This is a genomic window from Vibrio sp. 10N, from assembly GCF_036245475.1.
Classification (GTDB): domain Bacteria; phylum Pseudomonadota; class Gammaproteobacteria; order Enterobacterales; family Vibrionaceae; genus Vibrio.
The window spans coordinates 587,994-609,596 of record NZ_BTPM01000002.1 but is presented as its reverse complement, the minus strand read 5'-3'; the positions used below and the strand labels follow the sequence as shown (position 1 = coordinate 609,596).

Annotated in this window: 23 protein-coding genes; 10 read left to right on the top strand and 13 right to left on the bottom strand. The window is 46.2% G+C overall.

Annotated elements, in window-relative coordinates; genetic code table 11:
* Positions 1-29: 29 nt before the first annotated feature.
* From cydA to AAA946_RS18870, 4 genes are all read left to right on the top strand, one after another.
* Positions 30-1,616, top strand: a complete 1,587-nt coding sequence (gene cydA / locus AAA946_RS18885; RefSeq protein WP_338166319.1) for a cytochrome ubiquinol oxidase subunit I — start codon at positions 30-32, stop codon at positions 1,614-1,616.
* A gap of 15 nt (positions 1,617-1,631) precedes the next feature.
* Entirely contained in the window at positions 1,632-2,768 is a 1,137-nt protein-coding gene (gene cydB, locus AAA946_RS18880; protein ID WP_338166318.1) for a cytochrome d ubiquinol oxidase subunit II, read from the top strand.
* A gap of 12 nt (positions 2,769-2,780) precedes the next feature.
* Entirely contained in the window at positions 2,781-2,888 is a 108-nt protein-coding gene (gene cydX, locus AAA946_RS18875) for a cytochrome bd-I oxidase subunit CydX (protein ID WP_102563364.1), read from the top strand.
* Positions 2,889-2,999: 111 nt separating this feature from the next.
* Complete coding sequence (locus AAA946_RS18870) at positions 3,000-3,416, top strand: acyl-CoA thioesterase (RefSeq protein WP_222302135.1); 417 nt, start codon at positions 3,000-3,002, stop codon at positions 3,414-3,416.
* Positions 3,417-3,680: 264 nt separating this feature from the next.
* Here the strand turns inward: AAA946_RS18870 and AAA946_RS18865 are convergent, their stop codons facing one another.
* On the bottom strand, positions 3,681-4,463 hold the full coding sequence (locus AAA946_RS18865; RefSeq protein ID WP_338166317.1) for an alpha/beta fold hydrolase: 783 nt from the start codon (positions 4,461-4,463) through the stop codon (positions 3,681-3,683).
* Positions 4,464-5,013: 550 nt separating this feature from the next.
* Between AAA946_RS18865 and AAA946_RS18860 the strand changes: the two genes are divergently transcribed.
* The gene (locus tag AAA946_RS18860) at positions 5,014-5,154 is read left to right on the top strand and encodes a hypothetical protein (protein ID WP_338166316.1); all 141 of its coding nucleotides are present in this window, start codon (positions 5,014-5,016) and stop codon (positions 5,152-5,154) included.
* A 342-nt stretch (positions 5,155-5,496) separates the two neighbouring features.
* Here AAA946_RS18860 and AAA946_RS18855 read toward each other — a convergent pair whose 3' ends face one another.
* The 3 genes from AAA946_RS18855 to AAA946_RS18845 all read right to left on the bottom strand — a co-directional run bounded on the left by AAA946_RS18855 (position 5,497) and on the right by AAA946_RS18845 (position 7,739).
* Positions 5,497-5,910: a globin gene (locus tag AAA946_RS18855; protein WP_338166315.1), complete on the bottom strand. Its 414-nt coding sequence runs from the start codon at positions 5,908-5,910 to the stop codon at positions 5,497-5,499.
* Between the two features lie 116 nt (positions 5,911-6,026).
* Positions 6,027-6,971, bottom strand: a complete 945-nt coding sequence (locus AAA946_RS18850; RefSeq protein ID WP_338166314.1) for an electron transfer flavoprotein subunit alpha/FixB family protein — start codon at positions 6,969-6,971, stop codon at positions 6,027-6,029.
* An 18-nt stretch (positions 6,972-6,989) separates the two neighbouring features.
* On the bottom strand, positions 6,990-7,739 hold the full coding sequence (locus AAA946_RS18845) for an electron transfer flavoprotein subunit beta/FixA family protein (protein ID WP_338166313.1): 750 nt from the start codon (positions 7,737-7,739) through the stop codon (positions 6,990-6,992).
* Between the two features lie 114 nt (positions 7,740-7,853).
* On the opposite strand from AAA946_RS18845, the gene AAA946_RS18840 reads away from it, so the two are divergent.
* Together AAA946_RS18840 and AAA946_RS18835 are read left to right on the top strand one after the other, a co-directional pair.
* Positions 7,854-9,542 carry an electron transfer flavoprotein-ubiquinone oxidoreductase gene (locus AAA946_RS18840; protein ID WP_338166312.1) on the top strand — a complete coding sequence of 563 codons (1,689 nt, stop codon included), beginning with the start codon at positions 7,854-7,856 and terminating at the stop codon, positions 9,540-9,542.
* 165 nt (positions 9,543-9,707) lie between these two features.
* Positions 9,708-9,938: a PAS factor family protein gene (locus tag AAA946_RS18835; protein WP_338166311.1), complete on the top strand. Its 231-nt coding sequence runs from the start codon at positions 9,708-9,710 to the stop codon at positions 9,936-9,938.
* Between the two features lie 98 nt (positions 9,939-10,036).
* Here the strand turns inward: AAA946_RS18835 and AAA946_RS18830 are convergent, their stop codons facing one another.
* Both AAA946_RS18830 and AAA946_RS18825 read right to left on the bottom strand, forming a co-directional pair.
* Positions 10,037-10,300, bottom strand: coding sequence for a hypothetical protein (locus AAA946_RS18830; protein WP_338166310.1), 264 nt, complete (start codon positions 10,298-10,300; stop codon positions 10,037-10,039).
* A gap of 78 nt (positions 10,301-10,378) precedes the next feature.
* A complete protein-coding gene (locus AAA946_RS18825; RefSeq protein ID WP_338166309.1) occupies positions 10,379-11,572 on the bottom strand; it encodes a C45 family autoproteolytic acyltransferase/hydolase in 1,194 nt (397 codons plus the stop codon).
* Positions 11,573-11,707: 135 nt separating this feature from the next.
* On the opposite strand from AAA946_RS18825, the gene AAA946_RS18820 reads away from it, so the two are divergent.
* The 3 genes from AAA946_RS18820 (at position 11,708) to AAA946_RS18810 (ending at position 13,710) form a co-directional block, all read left to right on the top strand.
* A complete protein-coding gene (locus AAA946_RS18820) occupies positions 11,708-12,124 on the top strand; it encodes a helix-turn-helix domain-containing protein (protein WP_338166308.1) in 417 nt (138 codons plus the stop codon).
* A gap of 130 nt (positions 12,125-12,254) precedes the next feature.
* Positions 12,255-12,632: a hypothetical protein gene (locus AAA946_RS18815; RefSeq protein WP_338166307.1), complete on the top strand. Its 378-nt coding sequence runs from the start codon at positions 12,255-12,257 to the stop codon at positions 12,630-12,632.
* 580 nt (positions 12,633-13,212) lie between these two features.
* Positions 13,213-13,710 carry a porin family protein gene (locus tag AAA946_RS18810; RefSeq protein ID WP_338166306.1) on the top strand — a complete coding sequence of 166 codons (498 nt, stop codon included), beginning with the start codon at positions 13,213-13,215 and terminating at the stop codon, positions 13,708-13,710.
* 118 nt (positions 13,711-13,828) lie between these two features.
* On the opposite strand, the gene AAA946_RS18805 is transcribed toward AAA946_RS18810, so the two are convergent.
* The 7 genes from AAA946_RS18805 to AAA946_RS18775 all read right to left on the bottom strand — a co-directional run bounded on the left by AAA946_RS18805 (position 13,829) and on the right by AAA946_RS18775 (position 21,524).
* Complete coding sequence (locus tag AAA946_RS18805) at positions 13,829-14,587, bottom strand: SDR family oxidoreductase (RefSeq protein ID WP_338166305.1); 759 nt, start codon at positions 14,585-14,587, stop codon at positions 13,829-13,831.
* A gap of 13 nt (positions 14,588-14,600) precedes the next feature.
* Complete coding sequence (gene mmsB / locus AAA946_RS18800; protein ID WP_445206112.1) at positions 14,601-15,515, bottom strand: 3-hydroxyisobutyrate dehydrogenase; 915 nt, start codon at positions 15,513-15,515, stop codon at positions 14,601-14,603.
* An 86-nt stretch (positions 15,516-15,601) separates the two neighbouring features.
* Positions 15,602-16,771 carry an enoyl-CoA hydratase/isomerase family protein gene (locus AAA946_RS18795; protein WP_338166304.1) on the bottom strand — a complete coding sequence of 390 codons (1,170 nt, stop codon included), beginning with the start codon at positions 16,769-16,771 and terminating at the stop codon, positions 15,602-15,604.
* An 8-nt stretch (positions 16,772-16,779) separates the two neighbouring features.
* Positions 16,780-17,562 (bottom strand): enoyl-CoA hydratase, encoded by a 783-nt coding sequence (locus AAA946_RS18790; protein WP_338166303.1) that lies wholly within the window; start codon positions 17,560-17,562, stop codon positions 16,780-16,782.
* A 42-nt stretch (positions 17,563-17,604) separates the two neighbouring features.
* Positions 17,605-18,759, bottom strand: coding sequence for an acyl-CoA dehydrogenase family protein (locus tag AAA946_RS18785; RefSeq protein WP_338166302.1), 1,155 nt, complete (start codon positions 18,757-18,759; stop codon positions 17,605-17,607).
* A gap of 27 nt (positions 18,760-18,786) precedes the next feature.
* Positions 18,787-20,277, bottom strand: a complete 1,491-nt coding sequence (locus tag AAA946_RS18780) for a CoA-acylating methylmalonate-semialdehyde dehydrogenase (RefSeq protein WP_338166301.1) — start codon at positions 20,275-20,277, stop codon at positions 18,787-18,789.
* Entirely contained in the window at positions 20,274-21,524 is a 1,251-nt protein-coding gene (locus AAA946_RS18775; RefSeq protein ID WP_338166300.1) for a thiolase family protein, read from the bottom strand. The genes AAA946_RS18780 and AAA946_RS18775 overlap by 4 nt, the downstream gene beginning before the upstream one ends.
* Between the last annotated feature and the right edge of the window lie 79 nt (positions 21,525-21,603).

Below are 21,603 nucleotides of genomic sequence, written 5' to 3'. Positions count from 1 at the left end.
ATAGAAAAAGCAAAGACAAAGGAGTTGTCATGATAGACGTTGTTGATCTGTCGAGATTGCAATTTGCAATTACGGCAATGTATCACTTCTTGTTCGTTCCATTGACTCTCGGTATGGCATTCTTACTTGCCATCATGGAGTCCCTCTACGTAATGACCAACAAGCAAATCTACAAGGACATGACCAAGTTCTGGGGTAAGCTATTTGGTATTAACTTCGCACTAGGTGTGGCTACTGGCCTAACCATGGAATTCCAGTTTGGTACCAACTGGTCTTACTATTCCCATTACGTGGGGGATATTTTCGGTGCGCCGCTAGCAATCGAAGCCCTCGTCGCTTTCTTCCTCGAATCCACCTTTGTCGGACTCTTCTTCTTCGGATGGGATAGGCTTTCTAAACGTCAACACTTAGCAGTTACCTGGTTGGTTGCATTAGGTTCTAACTTCTCAGCACTTTGGATCCTAGTTGCGAACGGTTGGATGCAGCACCCTGTGGGCGCAGAGTTCAACTTCGAAACCATGCGTATGGAAATGGTGAGCTTCGCAGAAGTGGTTCTCAACCCAGTGGCTCAGGTTAAGTTTGTTCACACAGTAGCATCGGGCTACACCACAGGTGCGATGTTCGTACTGGGTATCAGTGCTTACTACCTACTGAAAGGCCGTGATATCGCGTTTGCTCGTCGTTCATTCGCGATTGCAGCGTCATTCGGTATGGCTTCTATCCTTTCTGTTATCGTTCTTGGTGACGAATCTGGTTACGAGCTTGGTGATGTACAAAAAGTGAAACTCGCGGCTATCGAAGCGGAGTGGCACACAGAGCCGGCTCCAGCAGCATTTACTGTGTTTGGCCTGCCAAATCAGGACAACATGCACACCGATTATGCGATCAAAATTCCTTACGTAATGGGTATCATCGCAACACGTTCTATCGATACACCAGTTCAAGGTCTTCATGACTTACGTGAAGAGCACGTGGATCGTATACGTAACGGTATGTACGCGTACGAACTACTAGAAAAACTGCGTGCAGGTGAGCGTACAGACGCAAACCTAGAAGCATTTGATGACGTGAAGCAAGACCTTGGTTACGGTCTACTGCTTAAGCGTTATACAGACAAAGTGGTTGATGCCACTGAAGATCAAATCCAAGCCGCGGCGGATGACTCTATCCCAACAGTTTGGCCACTATTCTGGTCGTTCCGTATCATGGTTGCGTGTGGCTTCATCATGCTATTCGTCTTCGGTGCGGCGTTCATTCAGACATGTCGTCAGAAAATTGAACAGAAGAAATGGCTCCTTAAAGCCGCATTATTCAGCATTCCACTACCATGGATTGCAGTAGAAGCTGGTTGGTTTGTTGCTGAATTTGGTCGTCAGCCATGGGCCGTAGGTGAAATCCTGCCAGTACACGTGGCGGCATCAGCACTGACAGCGAGTCAGATCTGGACATCACTATTCGCAATCATCGCTCTATACACGGTGTTCCTAATTGCCGAAGTTTACCTAATGGTGAAATTTGCACGCAAAGGCCCAAGTAGCTTGAAGACAGGTCGCTACCACTTCGAACAAAATGTCGAAACGGTAGAGAACAAAGTTAGTCGTCAAGTAGAAGCGTAAGCAAGGAGAAAAAGAATGTTTGATTACGAAGTCTTACGATTCATCTGGTGGGTACTGATCGGCGTATTGTTCGCTGGTTTCGCCATCACCGATGGTTTTGATATGGGGGTGGGTGCACTCGTACCTATCCTAGGTAAAACGGACACTCAGCGCCGTGTAATGATTAACTCTATCGCCCCACACTGGGACGGTAACCAGGTATGGCTAATCACCGCTGGTGGTGCACTATTTGCCGCTTGGCCACTTGTGTACGCAACGTCGTTCTCTGGTTTCTACCTAGCGATGATCTTAACTCTAGCAGCGCTTTGGCTACGTCCAATCGGTCTAGATTACCGCTCTAAGCTAGAAGACAAGCAGTGGCGTAACGCTTGGGATATCGGTATCTCAATCAGTGGTTTCGTACCACCACTTATCTTCGGTGTGGCGTTTGGTAACTTGCTTCAAGGCGTGCCATTCCAGTTAAGCGATTTCATGATGCCGACTTACCACGGTTCATTCTTCGCACTGCTAAACCCTTTTGCATTGCTGTGTGGTCTAGTGAGCTTGTTCATGATCCTGCTTCAAGGTTCAACATGGCTACAAATGAAGACCACAGGTGACATCCATACTCGTGCTCGCAACACAGCGCAAATTATGGGTCTACTTACGGTAGTGGCATTTGTTGGTGCTGGTTTCTGGATCCAAGGCATCGATGGTTACCTAGTAGTAAGCAGCATCGACGGTAACGCTGCTTCAAACCCATTAGTGAAAGAAGTGGTTCGCGAAGCCGGTGCGTGGATGACGAATTTCGAGAAGTACCCACTACTATGGATTGCGCCAGCACTAGGTGTGGTTATGCCTCTACTGGCGGTGCTAGCCTCTCGTCTTGAGAAGTGTGCAATTTCATTTATTGCTTCTTCTCTAGCGAACGGCGGCATCATCTTTACTGCTGGCTTTGCAATGTTCCCATTTGTAATGCCTAGCAGCATGAATCCAAACCACAGTTTGACTATGTGGGATGCTACGTCAAGTGAGCTGACTCTGAACCTAATGACAGCTGTCGCGTTTGTAATGGTTCCAGTCATTCTGAGCTACACCGCCTGGACTTACTACAAAATGTTTGGTCGCCTTGATGACAAGTTCATCGAAGAAAACAAGAATTCACTTTATTAAGGAACATTGAATATGTGGTATTTCGCTTGGATCTTAGGTGTACTGCTAGCATGTGCATTTGGCATCATTAATGCACTTTGGCTTGAACACAGTGAGATGATGGATAACGACAGCGAGTGAGCGTAGTCAACACTTAAAAGGCCTCAATTTCCCTCAAATAGACCTAATGGTAGGCGTCATTAGGTCTATTTTCAAAATTCAATTCAGATGAAAATATTTAGGATAATGTACATGATCGAAACCTATCGCGGAAAGGTATATCCCAACCAACTAGACCATATGGGCCATATGAATGTTCAGTGGTATACCGCCAAATTTGATGAAGCCACTTGGCACCTTTTGTCTCATATAGGCATTAATAATCGCTACATTAGAGAAAGTCACTGCGGTATGGCGGCACTCGAACAGAAAATTAGCTACAAAGCCGAGGTAATGTCTGGGGATCTTCTCGTCGTTAAATCAGAAATCCTGGAAGTCGCGAACAAAACAGTTCGGTTTAAACATCATATGTTTAATGCCGAAACAGGCTCGCTTGCAGCCACATCTGAACTACTAGGTGTACACTTAGATAGAAATGAGCGTAAAAGCACCCCCTTGCCTGACTTCGCTAAGGCAAACTGTGACAAACTCATCACTACTGCAGAATGATCGCAGCCACAAGTTAAGTAACTAACCATCATACTTGACCAATCTAACACCAGAGTGAATACATGACCCTCGCATGTATTCACTATTTATATCTCAATTCTATGATTGTACTTGCATCGCAGTAAGGTCTTGAAGCAAGCGATTTACTCAGCTTTATTCACATATAATGTGGACAAATTCCATCCAACCTCCCTTTTCTGCTCAACTCGACATTGTCCCTTACAGCCTGCGCTGATTTTGTCGCCTAAACGTACCCGGAATCACTCAAACACAAAATTTTGCAATACTATCGCTCAGTTCCCGTGGGTGAGTCTTAATGATCAAATGTCCACCTTTTATTGTTTGCCAAAGACAGTTTTTAATCCCCAGATTTAACAGTTTCTGGTTAATGATAGGCAGCACTTTATCACCTTGCCCCGAAATGATGAGCGTCGGCTGATCAATCTTGTTCAATTGATGTAGGTGACTATGAGTATTGATAGTGATAACTTGGGAGCTTAGCCCCCATAATCGGAATAACATCTGTAGTTGCCTACACACAAAACTCTCATATGTCAGCGGCTTGTTATCTGGCTCAGCGATGATTTTCTGCCACACTTCTACTGTAAAAAAGAGGCTGTATACACTGGTTAAGCCGCCTGCGGAAGTCGCAATTAAAATGAGATTTCGCACTGGACTGTCTTTTTCCATGGCTAGACACTGAGCCAAGACGCCACCCCATGAATAACCGACAAGATCACATTGATGGATGCCAAGTTCAGCAAGAATGAGCAACACCAACTGACTATGTTGTTTCATCGACAATGGCACTAGAGACGCTGGCGATTGACCCGTGCCCGGCACATCAAAACTAATACAATCCCTATCAGGAAATTGAGTCAGCAAAGGGAGCGCTGCTTCGAAATTTGAACCCAGGCCATTACAAAATACAATGGGTGGATGACCTTGTGGTTCCTCAACACTCTGCCTAGTAACTCGATAAACGCAGATGGAATACCCCGCTACATCAACCATTCGTGCAGTAAATTTATGTTGATTAAACGTCACGTGAGAAGTCATCATCTAATTCACCCAAATAGTAGCAACACAAAAGTCTTATATAACCAGAATAGATGATTAACGGAGAAAATGAAGGACTCACCTATTCACACAAGTCACAGTTATAGCCTCGACGCTTTAGTGTTAGTCAACCACATTTCAATTTCTGTCGTTACTTTCCTTTACGAATCACTAACAGGTCACTTTTTTGCAACAATAATGCCATCCAGACAAACAAATCATTTACAAATTACACTCAGGACGATAACGTTAAGCTGAGAGCAGAATGGAGGACTCATGAACGACTTTAATTTTTATCTTGTTAACGATTATTGCCCTTGTTGTAATGCGGTTACACCTCATGAAGCCTATGAAGTTAAACACGAGGATCTGAGTCGCAATGAGAACAGCAACGCTGTTGTTGAGCATCATTGCGGACAGTGCCAGCAACGTAATAAATAAATTAATAAACTAATAAATAGCGACATTATACGCTAGCTAAATACCCTAATTAACTAAGGGTAACTTTTAATCCCAATGACAATACAGAGGTTTCATCATGATTGAGCATGACAACGAAAGTAAACATGGACAGTTAGATCAAGCGAACGAAATTATTCGACTTCAACAAGAGATTAAACAGCTCAGAAGTGAAAACGAAATTCTCAAACAGCACTTCGAACGTCATGACGAGCTTTAATTGAGACGGCCAAAAAATCCAATATTAACAACTTCATGAAATCGCGCTCCATTTTTAAGTAAATGTGTAGCAAGAGACTTTGTCTGAGTGTTTTTGTGAGTCATGTGCTTTAAAAGATCTTCACGTTCGTGAAGATGACGGTGTTTTGTGGATGTGGCTTTCCAAGGAAATTCTGTGTAAAAGCAGTGTCACTCCACAACAATACCCAACTCCACTCTCTTTCGCTTACTAAGCTCCATAGACACGGTTCGCTACGCGGGTAAGACATTGAAGGAGAACGACAAAGATGAGGCGCAATGAAAAAGACGCGAAATATTGATTGAGTTCCTCGCAATCTAAAACCTATCCCCGTCCATTGTCGCAGCTGACTTGCTTCATAATTGCTAGTCCAGATTTAAGAGTTTCACGCCAGGCGTTCTCGATACTTTGGTTAAATATCGGATCGTGAGTTGCTACGGTTGAAATCAAACTGTCGACCCAAAGATAAAACTCATATTCAGATATGTTGAGGTTCATTTCTTTATGGCGAACAGCTAAGTTTGTTACCGTAGATCTCACCGACACATTCCCTTTAGCGTTGTAGATAAGGATTATTGACGCTTTGAGCATCTTGGCCTGGCTTTCAATATCAACCTGCTCGAAACGCTCTTGAAACCGTGGGTTCTTATCGCAAAAATCACATAGAAAGTCCTCCAAAAACTCTTTATCAATGGCGCAGCGCTGATAACTTTCATAAAAGACTTCATCTACATTCATTTGAACTCCACTATATTGAGAACTCATTCAAAGTATAGGTCTAAAACTATATATTGGGCTCGAAGTAATCCAGATACGAATCGTTCACTATAACTCTTTGAGACGCTACTCAAGAGTTAAGGCAGTTTTTCAATAAGCTCTGGCATAATTTCGAACAGATCTCCAACCAACCCATAATCTGCCACCTCAAAAATCGCCGCGGCCGGATCGCTGTTAATCGCCACGATAACCTTGGAGTCTTTCATTCCCGCCATGTGCTGAATAGCGCCGGAAATACCTATGGCCATGTAGAGACCGGGTGCAACAATTTTACCCGTCTGCCCAACCTGAAGATCGTTAGAAACAAAGCCTGCATCCACTGCGGCTCTTGATGCGCCAATTGCGCCACCGAGTTTGTCGGCTAAACGCTCAACCAATGCAAAGTTCTCTTTACTACCTAAGCCTCGACCGCCTGATATGACGACTTTTGCCGACGATAAGTCGGGACGCTCTGATATTGTGTGTTGAGAGTCAACAAAACTAGCCAGAGTTTGTTGACAAGCCTGTGGCTCAACCACTTCAACAGGTGAACTTTCTTGGCTATCCGTATTAGCTGAATCAAACGCTGAACCACGAATCGTCATGACTAACTTAGAATCGTTGGACTTTATTCGCGCTAGCGCATTACCAGCATAAATCGGGCGAATAACGGTATCGGGCGATTCTATTTGAATAACATCAGACAATTGCCCAACATCAAGCATCGCCGCCACTCTCGGCATCAGGTTTTTACCAAATGTGGTTGCTGGTGCAAAAAAATGAGTAAACCCCTCGCTTAACTCAACAATGATAGGGGCGACATCTTCAGCGGTAGGATGTGTAAATTGCTCGGTATCGACAAGCAATACCTGTGTCACACCTTCCACCGTTGATAAGCATTCAGCTACTGCTGTGATTTCGTGTCCGACCACAAGAACATAGATTTCACCGCCTATCTGGCTTGCAGCAAAGAGCGTTTTCAGAGTATCTGGGGCGATTTGACGATTATCGTGCTCGGCAATGATCAGTGTTTTACTATCCATGATTTCCCCTCGCTTTAGTTAAAGCACTTTAGCTTCATTACGGAGCTTGTCCACCAGCTCATCGACACTCGCGACCAATTGACCCGCCGCGCGAGATTTCGGTGGCATCACTTCTAATACCTGATGTCTCGCATTAACATCGACCGACAATGCCTCAAGAGGCACGACATCTAGCGGCTTCTTCTTCGCTTTCATTATGTTGGGTAAAGAGGCATACCTCGGTTCATTAAGGCGTAAATCCGTGCTGATAATCGCTGGTAACTGCAACTTCAATGTTTCTAATCCGCCATCCACTTCTCGTGTCACTAATGCAGCTTCACCTTCGATGACAAGTTTCGATACGAATGTACCTTGTGGACGATCAGTCAGAGCGGCAAGCATCTGAGCCACTTGGTTGTTGTCAGTATCAATAGATTGTTTGCCCATTAACACCAATTGGGGTGCTTCTTTTGACATGATTTGTTTAAGCACTTTTGCTACCGCCAAGGGCTCTAACATTAAATCGGTTTCAACATGAATGGCGCGTTCAGCCCCTAAGGCAAGAGCATTACGAAGTGTCTCTTGCACCGCACTATCCCCAATACTAACCACCACGACTTCCGTTGCTAAACCTGCCTCTCTCAGCCGAATGGCTTCTTCCACAGCGATCTCGCAAAATGGGTTCATCGACATCTTGATATCGCTTGTTTCCACCCCAGTTCCGTCGGCATTTACTCGGATTTTTGCATAAGGGTCGATGACACGTTTAACCGCCACTAATACCTTCATATCCCCTCCTGTTTTGGCTCAAACGCCATAAAGTGGTGATAAATTGAGCTTAGCTAAGTTTACGTTTACGTCAACTGCACTATAGTTATACGTAACATTTTTAGGATCCGATGGATGGCAACCGAGGTGTACAACATGCAAAGAGAATCCATGGAATTTGACGTAGTGATTGTAGGCGCAGGCCCTGCTGGGCTCTCTGCGGCAATCCGACTCGCTCAATTGCAACAGCAGCAAGAAAAACCACTTTCAATCTGTGTAATAGAAAAAGGGGCAGAAGTCGGTGCACATATACTCTCCGGCGCCGTATTTGAAACTCGAGCGTTAGATGAGCTTATCCCTGACTGGATGAGCAAAGGCGCTCCAGTGAACAACCCCGTCACCCGCGATGAATGCTTGTTCCTCACCACTCATCTCAATCATGTCGTAATACCTGAACTTCTAACGCCAAACAGCATGAAAAACCATTCAAACAACCACGTCATAAGCCTTGGTAATTTATGTCGATGGTTAGCAGATCAAGCAGAGCAGTTAGGCGTCGAAGTCTTTCCCGGTTTCGCCGCGAGTAAGGTCTTATATGATTCAGATTACACCGTGACTGGTGTACAAACCGCTGACATGGGTCTCGACAAAAACGGAGAAAAAAAACCTAACTTCGAGCCCGGCATTGATCTCATCGCCCAATACACCATTTTTGCGGAAGGTGCCCGCGGCCACCTCGGTAAATCACTCATCGACAAGTATTCTCTCGACCAGAACAAACAGCCCCAACACTACGCGCTTGGCTTTAAAGAGCTGTGGCAGCTACCTAAAGGCCATCCGCATTATAAACAAGGCAATGTTACTCATGGTGTCGGTTGGCCGCTCAGTGAATCGAGTACAAATGGGGGGAGCTTTTTATACCACTTACCCGGTAATCAGCTGGCTGTCGGTTTAATTGTCGACCTCAATTACCGCAACCCTCATCTCAATCCTTTTGAAGAGTTCCAACGCTTTAAACATCATCGCGCGATTTTAAAATACCTATCCGGTGGCGAACGATTGTGTTTTGGAGCAAGAGCCATCGCCAAGGGCGGATTACGCTCACTACCTAAGCAACAATTTCCCGGAGGCCTGCTCATTGGCTGTGATGCTGGTACGCTCAATATGGGCAAACTTAAAGGCAGCCACACCGCTATGAAATCGGGCATGTTGGCAGCAGAAGCGGTATTTAAGTATCTAGTGGCACCTCAACCAGGGCGTGAGGCAGACTATCAAAGTGAATTCGAAGCTTCATGGCTTTATGATGAGCTGGAAAGCACCCAAAACTTTGGTGCTAACCTTCATCGGTTTGGTGAACCTGTTGGTGGTCTTATCAATGTGCTCGAACAAAACTGGTGGCCGAAACTATTTAAGAAGTCAGTGCCATGGAGAGTACTGGATCTTACCGAAGATCATATGTGCCTTGATGGAATCGACCAGTTTAAGACCATTGACTACCCTAAGCCAGACGGAAAGCTTAGCTTTGACAAGCCTTCCTCGCTGTTTCTCTCTGGCACCCAACATGAAGAAAACCAGCCGTGTCATCTTCTCCTGCGCGAACCCGCCTTAGTAACCGAGACTCACCTTCCTCTGTACAACGAGCCTAGCCAGCGTTACTGCCCAGCGGGTGTGTATGAGATTCTCAATACCGATGGACAGCCACAGTTACAAATCAACCCCACCAATTGCCTACACTGCAAGACATGCGACATAAAAGATCCATCAGCTAACATCGATTGGACAGCTCCAGAGGGGGGCGGAGGGCCAAGTTATCGCGGGATGTGAACAACAAAAACTTCACTGCAACACTTGTATAGGTGCCTGGCATTATGAGACCCGTAGGGTAAATAAATTCATTGACATTCAGTAGTGTGACAGTTGCATAAGAAACTCATTCTCAAGCCCGCTACAATCACACTCCCCCGTAGTAAAAAAGAAAATGGATACACCATGAAAGAGTTAATTTATCAAACGCTTGTTAGCCTCTCCAACAAAATGCCAGAAGAGCATGCTGAAATCAGACAGAACCTTTATGAGCAGTTAGAACTGCCTTTCAATAAGCAGGCCGATCTGTTTGCTAGCGTGCTTGGCCCTGCAGGTGCCGGTAAATTTGAAAATGACCAGGCAATGAATGCCGCTGTAGAAAGTGCCATTCGTTTGTTGGAGACGCCTGAGCACTAATCAAATAAAGGCAGCCCTCTGATAGGGCTGCTTTAACTCAGTTACGCTTCTTTTGAAGCGGCATACAAATGAGTACCCGACAGAGGAAACAGAAAAAACTAATCCACTTCATGTCTTAATGAGTGCTCTACACTCCATAGAAAACGCTTGACTTCGATTTCTTGGATCATTTCACGTTTGACATCTCCGCATTCTCTATCCGTTGCAGACTGCCCTCTTCTCGCTAGTTCTTGAACCACAACCTCATCGTAGCCATAAGCAAGCGTTTGACAGAGTTCATATGAGTCCTGATGTTCACTTGGCGTGCTAGCGCATCCAACCATCAATGTGGCGCTAAACCACATTAGAGATGTCAGTTTCATCATCGCTTCCTAAAACGCGCAATCCAGGGAAGGGTTGCGCGTTATGATTTTATTCAGTTTTACTAATGGAATTTGGAATTACTTCTCAAGACATACTCGCTGGAAATCATTCCAATCACCTACGCCCGGAGCCACCTCCATACAACCCTCTTTTGCATCCATGACTGCCGTCAGTGTGGAGATGAAATCAGAACCATAGGCAGCATGCTGCGCGATTGGCTTAGTATTCAGGACATATTTAGCAGCATCGACATTGCCCTCTGGCGTGTTGTCGATAAACTGCTGTGCGAACTCAGCACGCCACTCGGTATAAGCAGTAGCAACCGTGCGTTGCTTATTTTTCTCACCTAAACCAACAGATTCTGCGAAGGCTTGCATCACGCCTGGACGCTCAGAGTGGTTAGCGTGGCCAACACCAGCAGAACGTTTAATCACATAGTTCTCACCATCAAGCATTTCGACGCCAACGGTATTACCGTTACTATCCGCAAAGTTAAAGTGAGAAGCGACCACTGTGCGGTATTGGTCGAGGATCTTTTCGGCATCATCGACATTCTTGGCATTTCGCACGAGATAGTTTTGAAGCGCACCTAGCTCAATCGCACTGTCTGCATCAAGACCCACACCTTTAGAGTCAGTACCTTGGAAGTTAATCACAACGCCGATATCTTTACCGAGCGTCTGACCCGAGCCATAGAAGCCAGATGCCATCACCTGTACATAATCATCCGCTTGCAATACCCAGTAGTTACCCCCAGAAAGTGATGGCGTGTCGTTTACCTGACCAACAACACCGGTACCAGCGAAGCTTACTGTTGTACATCCACTAAGCGCAGACTGAGCTGCCGACGCCAACGCGGCATCTAACTGCGATAGAGTGAACATGGTTTCCAGTGAAATGCCACCTACTTTGGCCAGCGCCTCAACGATTTCAAAATATTCAGGGTTTAACTTTCGAGAGTTTTCTAACACCTTCATTGAGTTTTTCTCAAACTCGACCACATTGATCCCTGCTAGCTTATAAACGTATTGCGCTTCCTTAATACCACGTCGAACTTCTTCGCCTACCTGCTTTTCAAATAACTCAGCGTACTCTGCAGGCTTGACACCACGAATATCCACAATTGGTAAAGTTTCCTGCTGCACAAATGCTTGGGGAGCATAGTAAGGCTGGTTCACATCCAGACCTGGAGCAGGTTCAAGAGAAATCGCCTGAGCTGCGCCTGATAGTACTAGTGCAGTAGCTAGGATTGCGCGTTTCGTCGTTAGCATGATGTTTACCCTTATGTAGTTGGTTTATCAGTAGAGACGGTATGTGTCTTCGTGTCTGGCTATTAAATTATCATTTCAAATTTCCGAAATTCAGATACCATTAAGGGACTGATTCCAGAAAAACGGACAAACGCGATGGCAGAAATAGAAACGGAAGGGTTTGAGTTCTTTGGTGTCGAAGAGACAGTATTTCGCAAAATGGTGATAGAGCGAATCGAAGCGCTCATGGTTCAAGCAGGGCTCTCTAAGAATTCGCTGGCAAAAAAAGCCGACATAGGTCGCTCTGCGCTCTATGAAAAGATGGATCGTGAAGCAAAAAGTCATTTCACTATTTTGGATTTTTTCCGAATTGCTAAAGCGCTTGACGTCAGCTTATTACAATTGTTCCCAATGACTCAGTTAGAGCGTTTACATGGCGGACAGTTGCCTCTGTCGGCGAGTACGCTTAAGTTTCTCGATCTCATGCTGGCAGCGCCTAAAGAGGACATTGAGTTTCTCTCTAACTTCTATGCGTCTTTAAAAAAACGTGATGGCGTAAACGAAGACGAATAGCCAAAAGTCGTATCCATAATTCATACAATCCAAGCCATTCCTTTCCGAATTATGGAAAAGCACTCTAGTAATCTAAGCCTCAATCGCACACAACATGCTTACATTGAGATAGAGATTACTGGAGGCCCCCATGAAAGCGATTAATAAATTTTTTCTTACCCCAATACTGACACTCTTCCTGTGCTCGACTGCAATCGCTGCTAATTCGACTGAGTCTAATTCAAGAGCCAACCAAACAGAGCAATATGCCATGGTGATCGCCTCGGGAAAAATGCTTAGTCTTACCCAATGGAAAGTCGAAGTAGACTTTGGCCAAGAGTTACAAATCGGAATACGAAATCAAGACCTCCTTAGAGATGATGAAGGAAAAGTTATTCCTTTTAATTCGCCAATGGATGCTCTTAATTATATGAACAGCCAGGGCTGGGTTTTGGTCTCTGCCAATGCTTCCGATAATCGATTTACAGCAATTATTAAGAGAGAGATCCCTGAAAGGGACGTCGAATAATACTTGTTTCATTCAAGCACCAACTTTTCAATATTGAATTATTAAAAAGGGTTTCTTCTCATGAAACAACGACGAATTATACCTAGTAATTACGTATCAACTACGGATAACGGTTTATTGCAAGACCCTATGGGGAGCGATGTACGCATTCCTAATCTATGCGTTTTATCAGCCGAAAGTTATTCACAAAAAATGAGGTCATGCCATTTATTAAATCATACATACGCACCAGGCATGCAGTCAGATAGACGAAGGCTGATCGAATCTGACACAAACAGGCAAAGAATTAAAGCGCTAAGTTGCCTGATTCTAAAACATCAAAGGGAGTTTGAAGCCCTAAAGCTTCCGTTACTTCCAGCACTAAAAGGTGAAAGGCTCGCGGTTGAACCTTCATGGGAACTCGACCAGCAACGCAGACTATCACTGATCCAGATATTGCACTTACTTAGCAATATGGTTAGCCGAAGAGAGTATCTAAGTAGCTCTCTAATTCGTAGCGGTTTTACCGCCGCATACCAGATTTTTGAATCATTAGATTTAGAAAAAACATCAAAACACTATATCAATTAGGAAATTTTTCATGAAACTTAAAAATAGACTTTTATTACTAGCAACTCCACTGTTTGCGATGCCAGTTCTTGCCGAAGGTCTATATGCTGGCGCCAGTATTGGCTACGGTAATCAGAAAGGCGTGTTCAGTGACTTGAGCACTGCAAGTGGATATGTAATGGCTGGTTATCGATTCAATGACAATATTGCAGCTGAATATCGATTTGGTGGCGTTAATACTCATGACAGCTTTATCAATGATCTAAGATCATTCAACAGCCTATACGTTCGCGGTAGCTACGAAATCGATCCGGGTTTCGAAGTTTATGGCCTTGCTGGTTTTACTCATGCTAGAGGTGGCGACTATTTTTCAAATGGAAGCCGCAACGCAACCAGTCCTAGTTTTGGAATTGGCGCACGTTATGAAATTGCGGACGATCTGGGATTGAACGCGGAATACGTATCTGTTATTTCTAAACGCGATTATTCATTGTCAGCGGTTTATTTTGGTATTGATTACCGCTTCTAAAGCCTCTACGACTAAGTGCACGGATGCGCTTACCCTTTCAAAACGACCATCAACCATTGCGTTAAAAAAGCAGCCCCCAGAAATAATCCAGGGAACTGTACTCATCTTACGATTAGCCTTAGATCACCAAGCCACCATCCACTTCAATCACTCGGCCATTGACGTACTCATTTTCCAAAATGAAACGTACGGTATGAGCAATCTCAGTTGGATCCGCCATGCGGCGTACAGGCACCATATTTTCCAGACGCTCACGGGCTTCTGGTTTCATCGAGGCTGTCATCGAGGTCTCAACAACGCCTGGTGCAATAGCAACAGATCGGATGCCGTAGCGAGCAAGTTCTTTACCCCATACGGATGACATCGTCGCGACTGCGGCTTTGGAAGCCGCGTAGTTGGTTTGCCCCATGTTGCCTGCTCTCGACACACTGGAAATATTAATAATAACCCCACGTGAATCGGACTCAATCATCTGTACCGCCGCTTCACGGCCGCACAGAAACGTACCAGTAAGATTGACATTGATAACGGCATTAAAGTCATCCAGAGACATTTTACTGATTTCACCATCTCGAGATTTAACCAGCATTCCGTCTCGCAGGATACCGGCATTGTTGACTAACCCATTCAAAGAGCCGAATTCCGTGACAATGTCACGAAACACGCTTTCTACTTGCTCTTCATTGGTGACATCGACCTGATAAGTTTGCGCTTTCACCCCAAAGGCCTCACAAAGTTCTTGCGTCTCTGTTAAGGCGTCTTGATTGACATCGAGCAGTGCTAAGCTCGCTCCTTGCTGAGCTAAGCTAGTCGCCATAGTTTGACCTAATCCTTGTCCTGCACCAGTAATAGCGATAACGCCCTGTTCAAGTTCCATTTACTTCTCCCTTCTACTGCTTATTGCGAAAAAACTCAAAAAGACTCGAGAAATCCAACTCCGCATTTCCGTTTCGGTTATGGAGTGCGTAGAGACTATGAGCTAACGCTCCCATGGGCACCGAAGATTGACTCATTTTTGCCGCTTCTAGCCCAAGCCCCAAATCTTTTGACATCAACTTACACATAAAACCGGGAGTATATTGGGCACTCGCTGGCGCGTGCTCAATCACTCCCGGACAAGGGTTATATAGTTCTAAAACCCAGTTTCTGCCAGAACTTTGCAGAATAATATTCGATAACACCTCAGGATTGAGACCGTTATCCATACCAAGACTAAGGGATTCACAAGTCGCCGCCATGACAGAGCCGAGAATCAGATTGTTGCAGACTTTCGCCATTTGCCCATCGCCGGCTTTACCCGCATGAAACACATTTTTACCCATGAAAGACAGCAAGTTATTCGCTTTGGTAAAACCTTTATCGCTGCCACCTACGATAAACGTCAACGTACCAGCACTGGCAGCAGCAACACCTCCAGATACAGGTGCATCGACAAACTCCAGCCCCTTGTCCTGTGCGTTTTTCGACACCAGACGAGCAGAGTCCGGATCGATCGTCGAGCAATCGATCAGGAAGGCATTGTTCGATACCAAGTCAATAATCCCTGGCTCTTGCTCAGTGCCAAGATAGACCTGTTTGACATGCTCTCCAGCCGGTAACATGGTGACGACAACTTCTGCCGAATCTAACACTTGTTTTATGTTGTCGCAGACCTTGGCACCTTCATTTCCAAGCGCTTGTGAGAGTGCCTCAACACGGTCATGAACCCGAACATTAAAACCCGCTTTGAGCAGGTTACTCGCCATTGGGCTACCCATGTTGCCAAGTCCAATAAATGCGACCGTGGTTTGTTTTTCCTGACTCATCACAACCTCCTTGGCTGTTCGTAATGTTGGTAGATTTTCTGTACTGGTTTCATTTGAATGACAACGGGTTGCTGACGCTCATTAAACTAGTAGTGCCCGAGCATGGCCAGTGGATGTTCCTCTTCGCGCCAAAGAGAAGTAAACAGGTTATCAATCACTGATTTAGGTACTTGGCTGATATGCGGGTATGTCCAGTTGGGCATACCGTCTTTGTCCACTAAGCGCGCTCGCACCCCCTCCTGAAACTCACCAAATTCAACACTTCGTAGCCCTAAAATGAGTTCCAGACGAAAACAATCGGCGAGTGACAACTGGCGGTAGTGTTTAAGTTGTCGAAAACAAATATGCGCGGTTATCGGGCTACCATCGATCAGATTTTGCTGCGCCGCCTGCATCCACTTTTCGTGACAAGGTAACGCCTGTATATTGTTATAGACCTCTTCAAGGGAGTCAGGTGAACACGCTTGTTGAATATCAGGAATAAGCGGCAACAGACGCCCGGCGGGTTTGGCAATATTGGCGTTAGACGCCAGTTCGGATAGTACTTCTGTTAAATAGTCATAACTGTCTTCTATGCTATCCCAATCCGTTTGTTGTAATTCATTTATCAACTTTTGTTTATCAGATGGGGCATTCAAGTGATCAGCTAAGCCAATGTCTAAGGCATCGGTGCCATTCATCATTACGCCTGTCAGTCCTAAGAACAGCCCAATATCATCATCGAGTCGATTTAGAAAATACGTCGCACCCACATCGGGAAATAAACCAATATGAATTTCTGGCATCGCTAAGCGTGAGTCCGGCGTAACTACTTTATGGCTTGCTCCCATAAAGAGCCCCATACCTCCACCCATCACAATCCCCTCGCCCCAAGCAACGATTGGTTTTGTGTAGGTGTGAATCAAGTAATCGCACTGATATTCCGTACCAAAAAACGCTTCTGCATACGCTTTGGCATCTTCTAAAGTGCCATGTTTCATTTTGCTATGTAGGGAACGAACATCCCCTCCTGCGCAAAATGCTTTCTCGCCATCACCATCAAGTATCACACACAGGATCTTGTCGTCCTCGTGCCATGTCTCAAGCTGGTTATTAAGCAACACCAACATATCGTGAGTTAATGCGTTTAGTGCTTTCGGATTGGATAACGTGGCCACCGCAATTTTGAATTGATTGTCAGCACACACGTATTCCTGAAATCGGACCGTATCGTGCGCTACGTCGGGCGAATTTGATGATGAAGTTAATGATGACATAGCGCCTCCTAGCGATTTTTCCATTGTGGTGAACGCTTCTCTAAAAACGCATTCACCCCTTCGCGCTGATCTTCAGTGTCAAACAGTTGAATAAACAGCTCTCGCTCTTTTACCAAACCATGCGACATAAAGTGTTGACGGTTATTTTGAATCAATGCTTTACAGGCGGTAACCGATGAAGGCGATTGATTGGCGACTTTCCTAGCAAGCTCAGTGGCAACCGTTAATGCTTCGCCTTTCTCCACCACCTTTTCTACAAGCTTGATCTGATAAGCTCGAGCAGCATCAACCTGTTCGCCACATAGAATGATCCGTTTGGCCCAACCTTCTCCCACCAAAGCCGTTAAATTTTGCGTGCCACCAGCACAAGGTAGCAAACCGACTTTCGCTTCCGGCAGAGCCAACACCGCTTGTTGTTCTGCGATTCGAATATCACAAGCCAGAGCAACCTCAAGGCCGCCTCCCATGGCATAGCCATTAATCGCTGCTATCGACACACCACGAAAATTCGACAGCGCTTCAAAAGCCTCACCAAACACACGCGACATCAAATAAGCACTTTCTTTGTCTCCATCGGCAAAGACTTTCAAATCCGCCCCTGCCGAAAAGAACTTTTCACCTTGTCCTGTGATGACCAACGCATAGACATCGAGATTTTGACTGAGCTCTTCGATAAGCCGCTTCAGGATCACCAAACTGTCTGCAGTCCACGTATTTGCTGGCGGATTATTTATCGTAATCGTAGCTATGTGCTGTTCTATCGTATGAGGAATCAAAGATTTTTCTGACATGGATGCTCTCCTTTTAGCAAATCCGTATCCACAAACTCGATATCACTGTATTGAGCCGCCATCACTGAGAACGCGTCTAGCAATGATTAAGCGCATGATTTCGTTAGTACCCTCTAAAATTTGATGCACGCGAACATCACGGAAGTGTCGCTCTAACGAATATTCCTTGATATAGCCGTAGCCCCCAAATAACTGCAACACTCCATCACAAACTTTAAAGCCAACGTCGGTAGCAAAGCGTTTGGCCATTGCGCAATAAGTGGTGGCATCAGCATGTCCATGGTCAAGCTTAAAGGCGGCCAATCTCACCATTTGCCTTGCGGCTACAAGCTCAGTCACCATATCTGCCATTGAGAATTGCAGCGCTTGAAAGCTCGCAAGAGGCTTGCCAAATTGTCGACGTTCGTGCAGATAGTTTGTTGCGAGGTTGAGGGCATGTTGCGCGGTACCAACAGAACAGGTGGCAATGTTGATGCGACCACCATCAAGTCCTTTCATCGCAAAGGTAAAGCCTTCACCTTCACGCCCTAAAATTTGCGATGCTGGCACAAGAACATTATCGAACGTTATCGCTCTTGTCGGTTGGCTGTTCCAACCCATCTTAGGCTCTTTTCGGCCATAGCTGATCCCCTCGCTCTCGGCATCTAATACAAATGCAGAGATGCCTTTTGCGCCCGGTTCACCGGTTCGCGCCATGACCACCAATACCTCAGTTTCTCCTGCACCAGAGATGAACGCTTTCGTACCGTTTATAATATAGTTGTCACCCTCTCTTACTGCCGAAGTTGTCAACGACGCGGCATCCGAGCCGGCACCGGGTTCAGTTAAGCAATAAGAACCCAACCATTCGCCGGTAAGCAGTTTAGGTACAAAACGTTGGCAAGTATCCTCGTTGGCAAAGCTTGCCACCATCCAGGTCACCATATTATGAATAGTCATAAACGCCGTCGTAGAGGTACAGCCCATCGCGAGCTGTTCAAAAATGATCGAAGAGTCAAGGCGACTCAGACCCAATCCCCCCTGCTCCTCACGAGTGTAAAGACTCAAAAATCCTAATTCGCCTGCCTGCTTGAGCACTTGTTTGGGAAAGTGACACTCGGCATCCCAGCGGCTCGCATTGGGCAATAGGTTATCGACAGCAAATTGTTGAGCGGTATCGGCAAACGCCCTCTGATCTTCGTTGAGTTCAAAATCCATCACCTACTCCTTGTTTCGATATCCAGATTAACGAAGCTGAATGGTCAGGTTCGGCCCATCTGGAATGTCATCGTCGAACCAACGTGCCGTGACCGTTTTGGTCTCCGTATAAAAACGCACAGCCTGCTTTCCATAAGCATGCAAATCACCATAGAAACTGCCTCGCCAGCCGGTAAATGAGAAAAATGGTAAGGGCACAGGTATCGACACATTAATGCCAACTTGTCCCACCAAAACCTGGTGCTGATATTTGCGTGCCGCCGCACCATTTGCGGTAAAAATGGACGTTCCATTGCCGTAAGGATTAGCATTCACCAGTGAAATCGCTTCATCTAAAGAGTCCACCTCAATACAAACCAGTACCGGGCCAAAAATCTCTTGCTGGTAAATAGCCATCTCGGTAGTCACACCACTAAATAATGTTGGCCCTAACCAGTTACCTTCAGGGCAACCATCAACTTGGCAATCGGAACCATCAAGCAGACATTGCGCGCCTGCTTGTTTTCCCGATTCAATCAGACTCAGCACTCGCTGTTTAGCTTGTTGACTGATCAATGGACCATACGCCGCATCCGGGTCGTCCCAGCGCCCTGGTTTCACCTTGGCCATTGCGCTGCCAAGTTCTGTTATCCACTGTTTAGAGCTACCCACAAACACCGCCACCGAAATTGCCATGCAGCGCTGGCCAGCGGCACCTACCGAAGAGCCGACTAAATTGTTTATCACTTGCTCTTTATTTGCATCCGGCATCACCACCATATGATTTTTCGCTCCGGCAAAGGCTTGCACTCGCTTGTGGTTTGCCGTCGCGGTTTGATAGATATATTGCGCTGTGGGTACCGAACCGACAAAAGAGACGGCACGAATCGCATGATGAGTAAGCAGGAAGTCGACTTGCGCTTTGCCGCCGTGTACAACCTGCAGCAGGCTCGGTGGCGCGCCCGCTTGATGAAACAGCTCCGCTAAACGAACCGCCGTTAATGGAACTTGTTCCGACGGTTTTAAAATAAACGCATTACCTGCAGCGATGGCGATAGGAAACATCCACAAAGGGATCATTGCAGGAAAATTAAACGGCGTTATCCCACAGCATACGCCTAGAGGCTGAATCAGCGAGTAGCTATCTATGTCAGTGGCTACGTTTTCTACTGTTTCCCCCATCATGTTGCTGGCGATATTAGCCGCTTGTTCAACAACCTCAATACCACGCCACACATCACCTTTTGCGTCCGCTATCGTTTTACCAGTCTCTTTAGACAACAAATGCGCGATCTCATCATGTTGCTCCTTGAGCAAATGTTGGTAGCGCAGCATCAGTCTCGCCCGTTCAGATATCGCCTCTTCTTTCCAATCTATTTGAGCGCTGACTGCGTGTTCAATCGCCGCTTGCATCTCTGTTTCTGGCGTCAACGGCACCATACCCAGTAACTCATTGGTGGCAGGATTAGTGACATCCAGCCACTCATTTGACATCGATATGACCGCTTTACCATCGATGAAGTTGGCTACCTTGTTCATGATTGACCTTCCTTATGCGTATGGTTTTTGGGTGGTACTTCTATTGCGATCGCAGTGGCTTCACCCCCACCAATGCACAGCGTCGCGATGCCTTTCAGGGGCTCCTTGCTCGTCGCTTGGTCGGCTTTCGCCCTTAACGCATGAATCAAAGTAACCAGTATTCGTGCACCACTGGCACCGATAGGGTGTCCCAATGCACACGCGCCACCATTCACATTGACTCGCTCTTCGTTCAAACCCAGTGAATCAACAGCAATCTGAGTAACCACAGCAAACGCTTCGTTTATCTCCCAAAGATCCACCTCATCAATTTGCCATTGCATCGCGTCGAGCAGTGTCCGTATCGCGTCAACCGGTGCCAAGGTGAACTCCGAAGGTTGACGCGCCTGAGTGGTAAAACCTTTGATGATAGCGAGAGGTGCTAAACCCAACGCCTGCATTTTTGCTTCGCTCATAAGCAGAAGCGCAGCAGCGCCGTCCGATATTGCACTAGAGTTGGCCGCCGTAATGGTTCCATTGGCATCAAAGGCAGGCTTTAACGTCGCGATTTTGTCGAGCTTGATGGTACCGGGTAGTTCATCGTCACGAACCACATCACCGGTTTGAAGCGTGATGTCACAGGTTTCAAGTTGGAAACGTTGTTCTTCAAGTGCACGCTTAGCTCTGGATGCAGAGCGCGTCGCCCAGTTGTCCATCTGCTCACGCGTGTATTCAAGCTGGTCCGCAATACGCTGGCCATAAACGCCCATCAGTTCACCCTCATAGGCATCTTGCAAACCATCAACAAACATATGGTCAAGGGTATGACGGTGGCCAATGCGAAAACCCGATCGAGCACCTTCAAGAAGATACGGTGCGTTACTCATGCTCTCCATCCCGCCCGCAATCACACACTCCGCTTGTCCTGCCTGGATTTGCGTGCTGCCAAGCATCACAGCTTTCATGCCGGAGCCACAGACCTTGTTAACGGTTGAGCAAGGCGTGGCGTATTCTAGCCCTGCGCCAAGAGCAGCCTGTCGTGCTGGCGCTTGCCCCAAGCCGGCGCTTAGCACGCAGCCCATTAAAACTTCATCCACGGCTGCTGGCTCTAATCCAACACTGGCAATGACGCTCTCTATCGCGGAACTGCCAAGTGCGGTTGCGGTTAAGCTTGCAAGTGCTCCTTGAAACTTCCCCATAGGCGTGCGCTGTGCTGCCACAATGTAGACATTGTTTTGACCTGAGACTGATTCCGGCGTTCGTTTCATCTTTGGTCTCCTCCTTGAAAGTCTGTCCGTTCGACTTCTCAACGATTACCTTGACGTTTTAGTAAGCATAGCACTAACA

Coding starts and splice junctions, on each gene's coding strand:
- cydA (WP_338166319.1), top strand. CDS start 30: ATGATAGACGTTGTTGATCTGTCGAGATTGCAATTTGCAATTACGGCA.
- cydB (WP_338166318.1), top strand. CDS start 1,632: ATGTTTGATTACGAAGTCTTACGATTCATCTGGTGGGTACTGATCGGC.
- cydX (WP_102563364.1), top strand. CDS start 2,781: ATGTGGTATTTCGCTTGGATCTTAGGTGTACTGCTAGCATGTGCATTT.
- AAA946_RS18870 (WP_222302135.1), top strand. CDS start 3,000: ATGATCGAAACCTATCGCGGAAAGGTATATCCCAACCAACTAGACCAT.
- AAA946_RS18860 (WP_338166316.1), top strand. CDS start 5,014: ATGATTGAGCATGACAACGAAAGTAAACATGGACAGTTAGATCAAGCG.
- AAA946_RS18855 (WP_338166315.1), bottom strand. CDS start 5,910: ATGAATGTAGATGAAGTCTTTTATGAAAGTTATCAGCGCTGCGCCATT.
- AAA946_RS18850 (WP_338166314.1), bottom strand. CDS start 6,971: ATGGATAGTAAAACACTGATCATTGCCGAGCACGATAATCGTCAAATC.
- AAA946_RS18845 (WP_338166313.1), bottom strand. CDS start 7,739: ATGAAGGTATTAGTGGCGGTTAAACGTGTCATCGACCCTTATGCAAAA.
- AAA946_RS18840 (WP_338166312.1), top strand. CDS start 7,854: ATGGCAACCGAGGTGTACAACATGCAAAGAGAATCCATGGAATTTGAC.
- AAA946_RS18835 (WP_338166311.1), top strand. CDS start 9,708: ATGAAAGAGTTAATTTATCAAACGCTTGTTAGCCTCTCCAACAAAATG.
- AAA946_RS18830 (WP_338166310.1), bottom strand. CDS start 10,300: ATGAAACTGACATCTCTAATGTGGTTTAGCGCCACATTGATGGTTGGA.
- AAA946_RS18825 (WP_338166309.1), bottom strand. CDS start 11,572: ATGCTAACGACGAAACGCGCAATCCTAGCTACTGCACTAGTACTATCA.
- AAA946_RS18820 (WP_338166308.1), top strand. CDS start 11,708: ATGGCAGAAATAGAAACGGAAGGGTTTGAGTTCTTTGGTGTCGAAGAG.
- AAA946_RS18815 (WP_338166307.1), top strand. CDS start 12,255: ATGAAAGCGATTAATAAATTTTTTCTTACCCCAATACTGACACTCTTC.
- AAA946_RS18810 (WP_338166306.1), top strand. CDS start 13,213: ATGAAACTTAAAAATAGACTTTTATTACTAGCAACTCCACTGTTTGCG.
- AAA946_RS18805 (WP_338166305.1), bottom strand. CDS start 14,587: ATGGAACTTGAACAGGGCGTTATCGCTATTACTGGTGCAGGACAAGGA.
- mmsB (WP_445206112.1), bottom strand. CDS start 15,515: ATGAGTCAGGAAAAACAAACCACGGTCGCATTTATTGGACTTGGCAAC.
- AAA946_RS18795 (WP_338166304.1), bottom strand. CDS start 16,771: ATGTCATCATTAACTTCATCATCAAATTCGCCCGACGTAGCGCACGAT.
- AAA946_RS18790 (WP_338166303.1), bottom strand. CDS start 17,562: ATGTCAGAAAAATCTTTGATTCCTCATACGATAGAACAGCACATAGCT.
- AAA946_RS18785 (WP_338166302.1), bottom strand. CDS start 18,759: ATGGATTTTGAACTCAACGAAGATCAGAGGGCGTTTGCCGATACCGCT.
- AAA946_RS18780 (WP_338166301.1), bottom strand. CDS start 20,277: ATGAACAAGGTAGCCAACTTCATCGATGGTAAAGCGGTCATATCGATG.
- AAA946_RS18775 (WP_338166300.1), bottom strand. CDS start 21,524: ATGAAACGAACGCCGGAATCAGTCTCAGGTCAAAACAATGTCTACATT.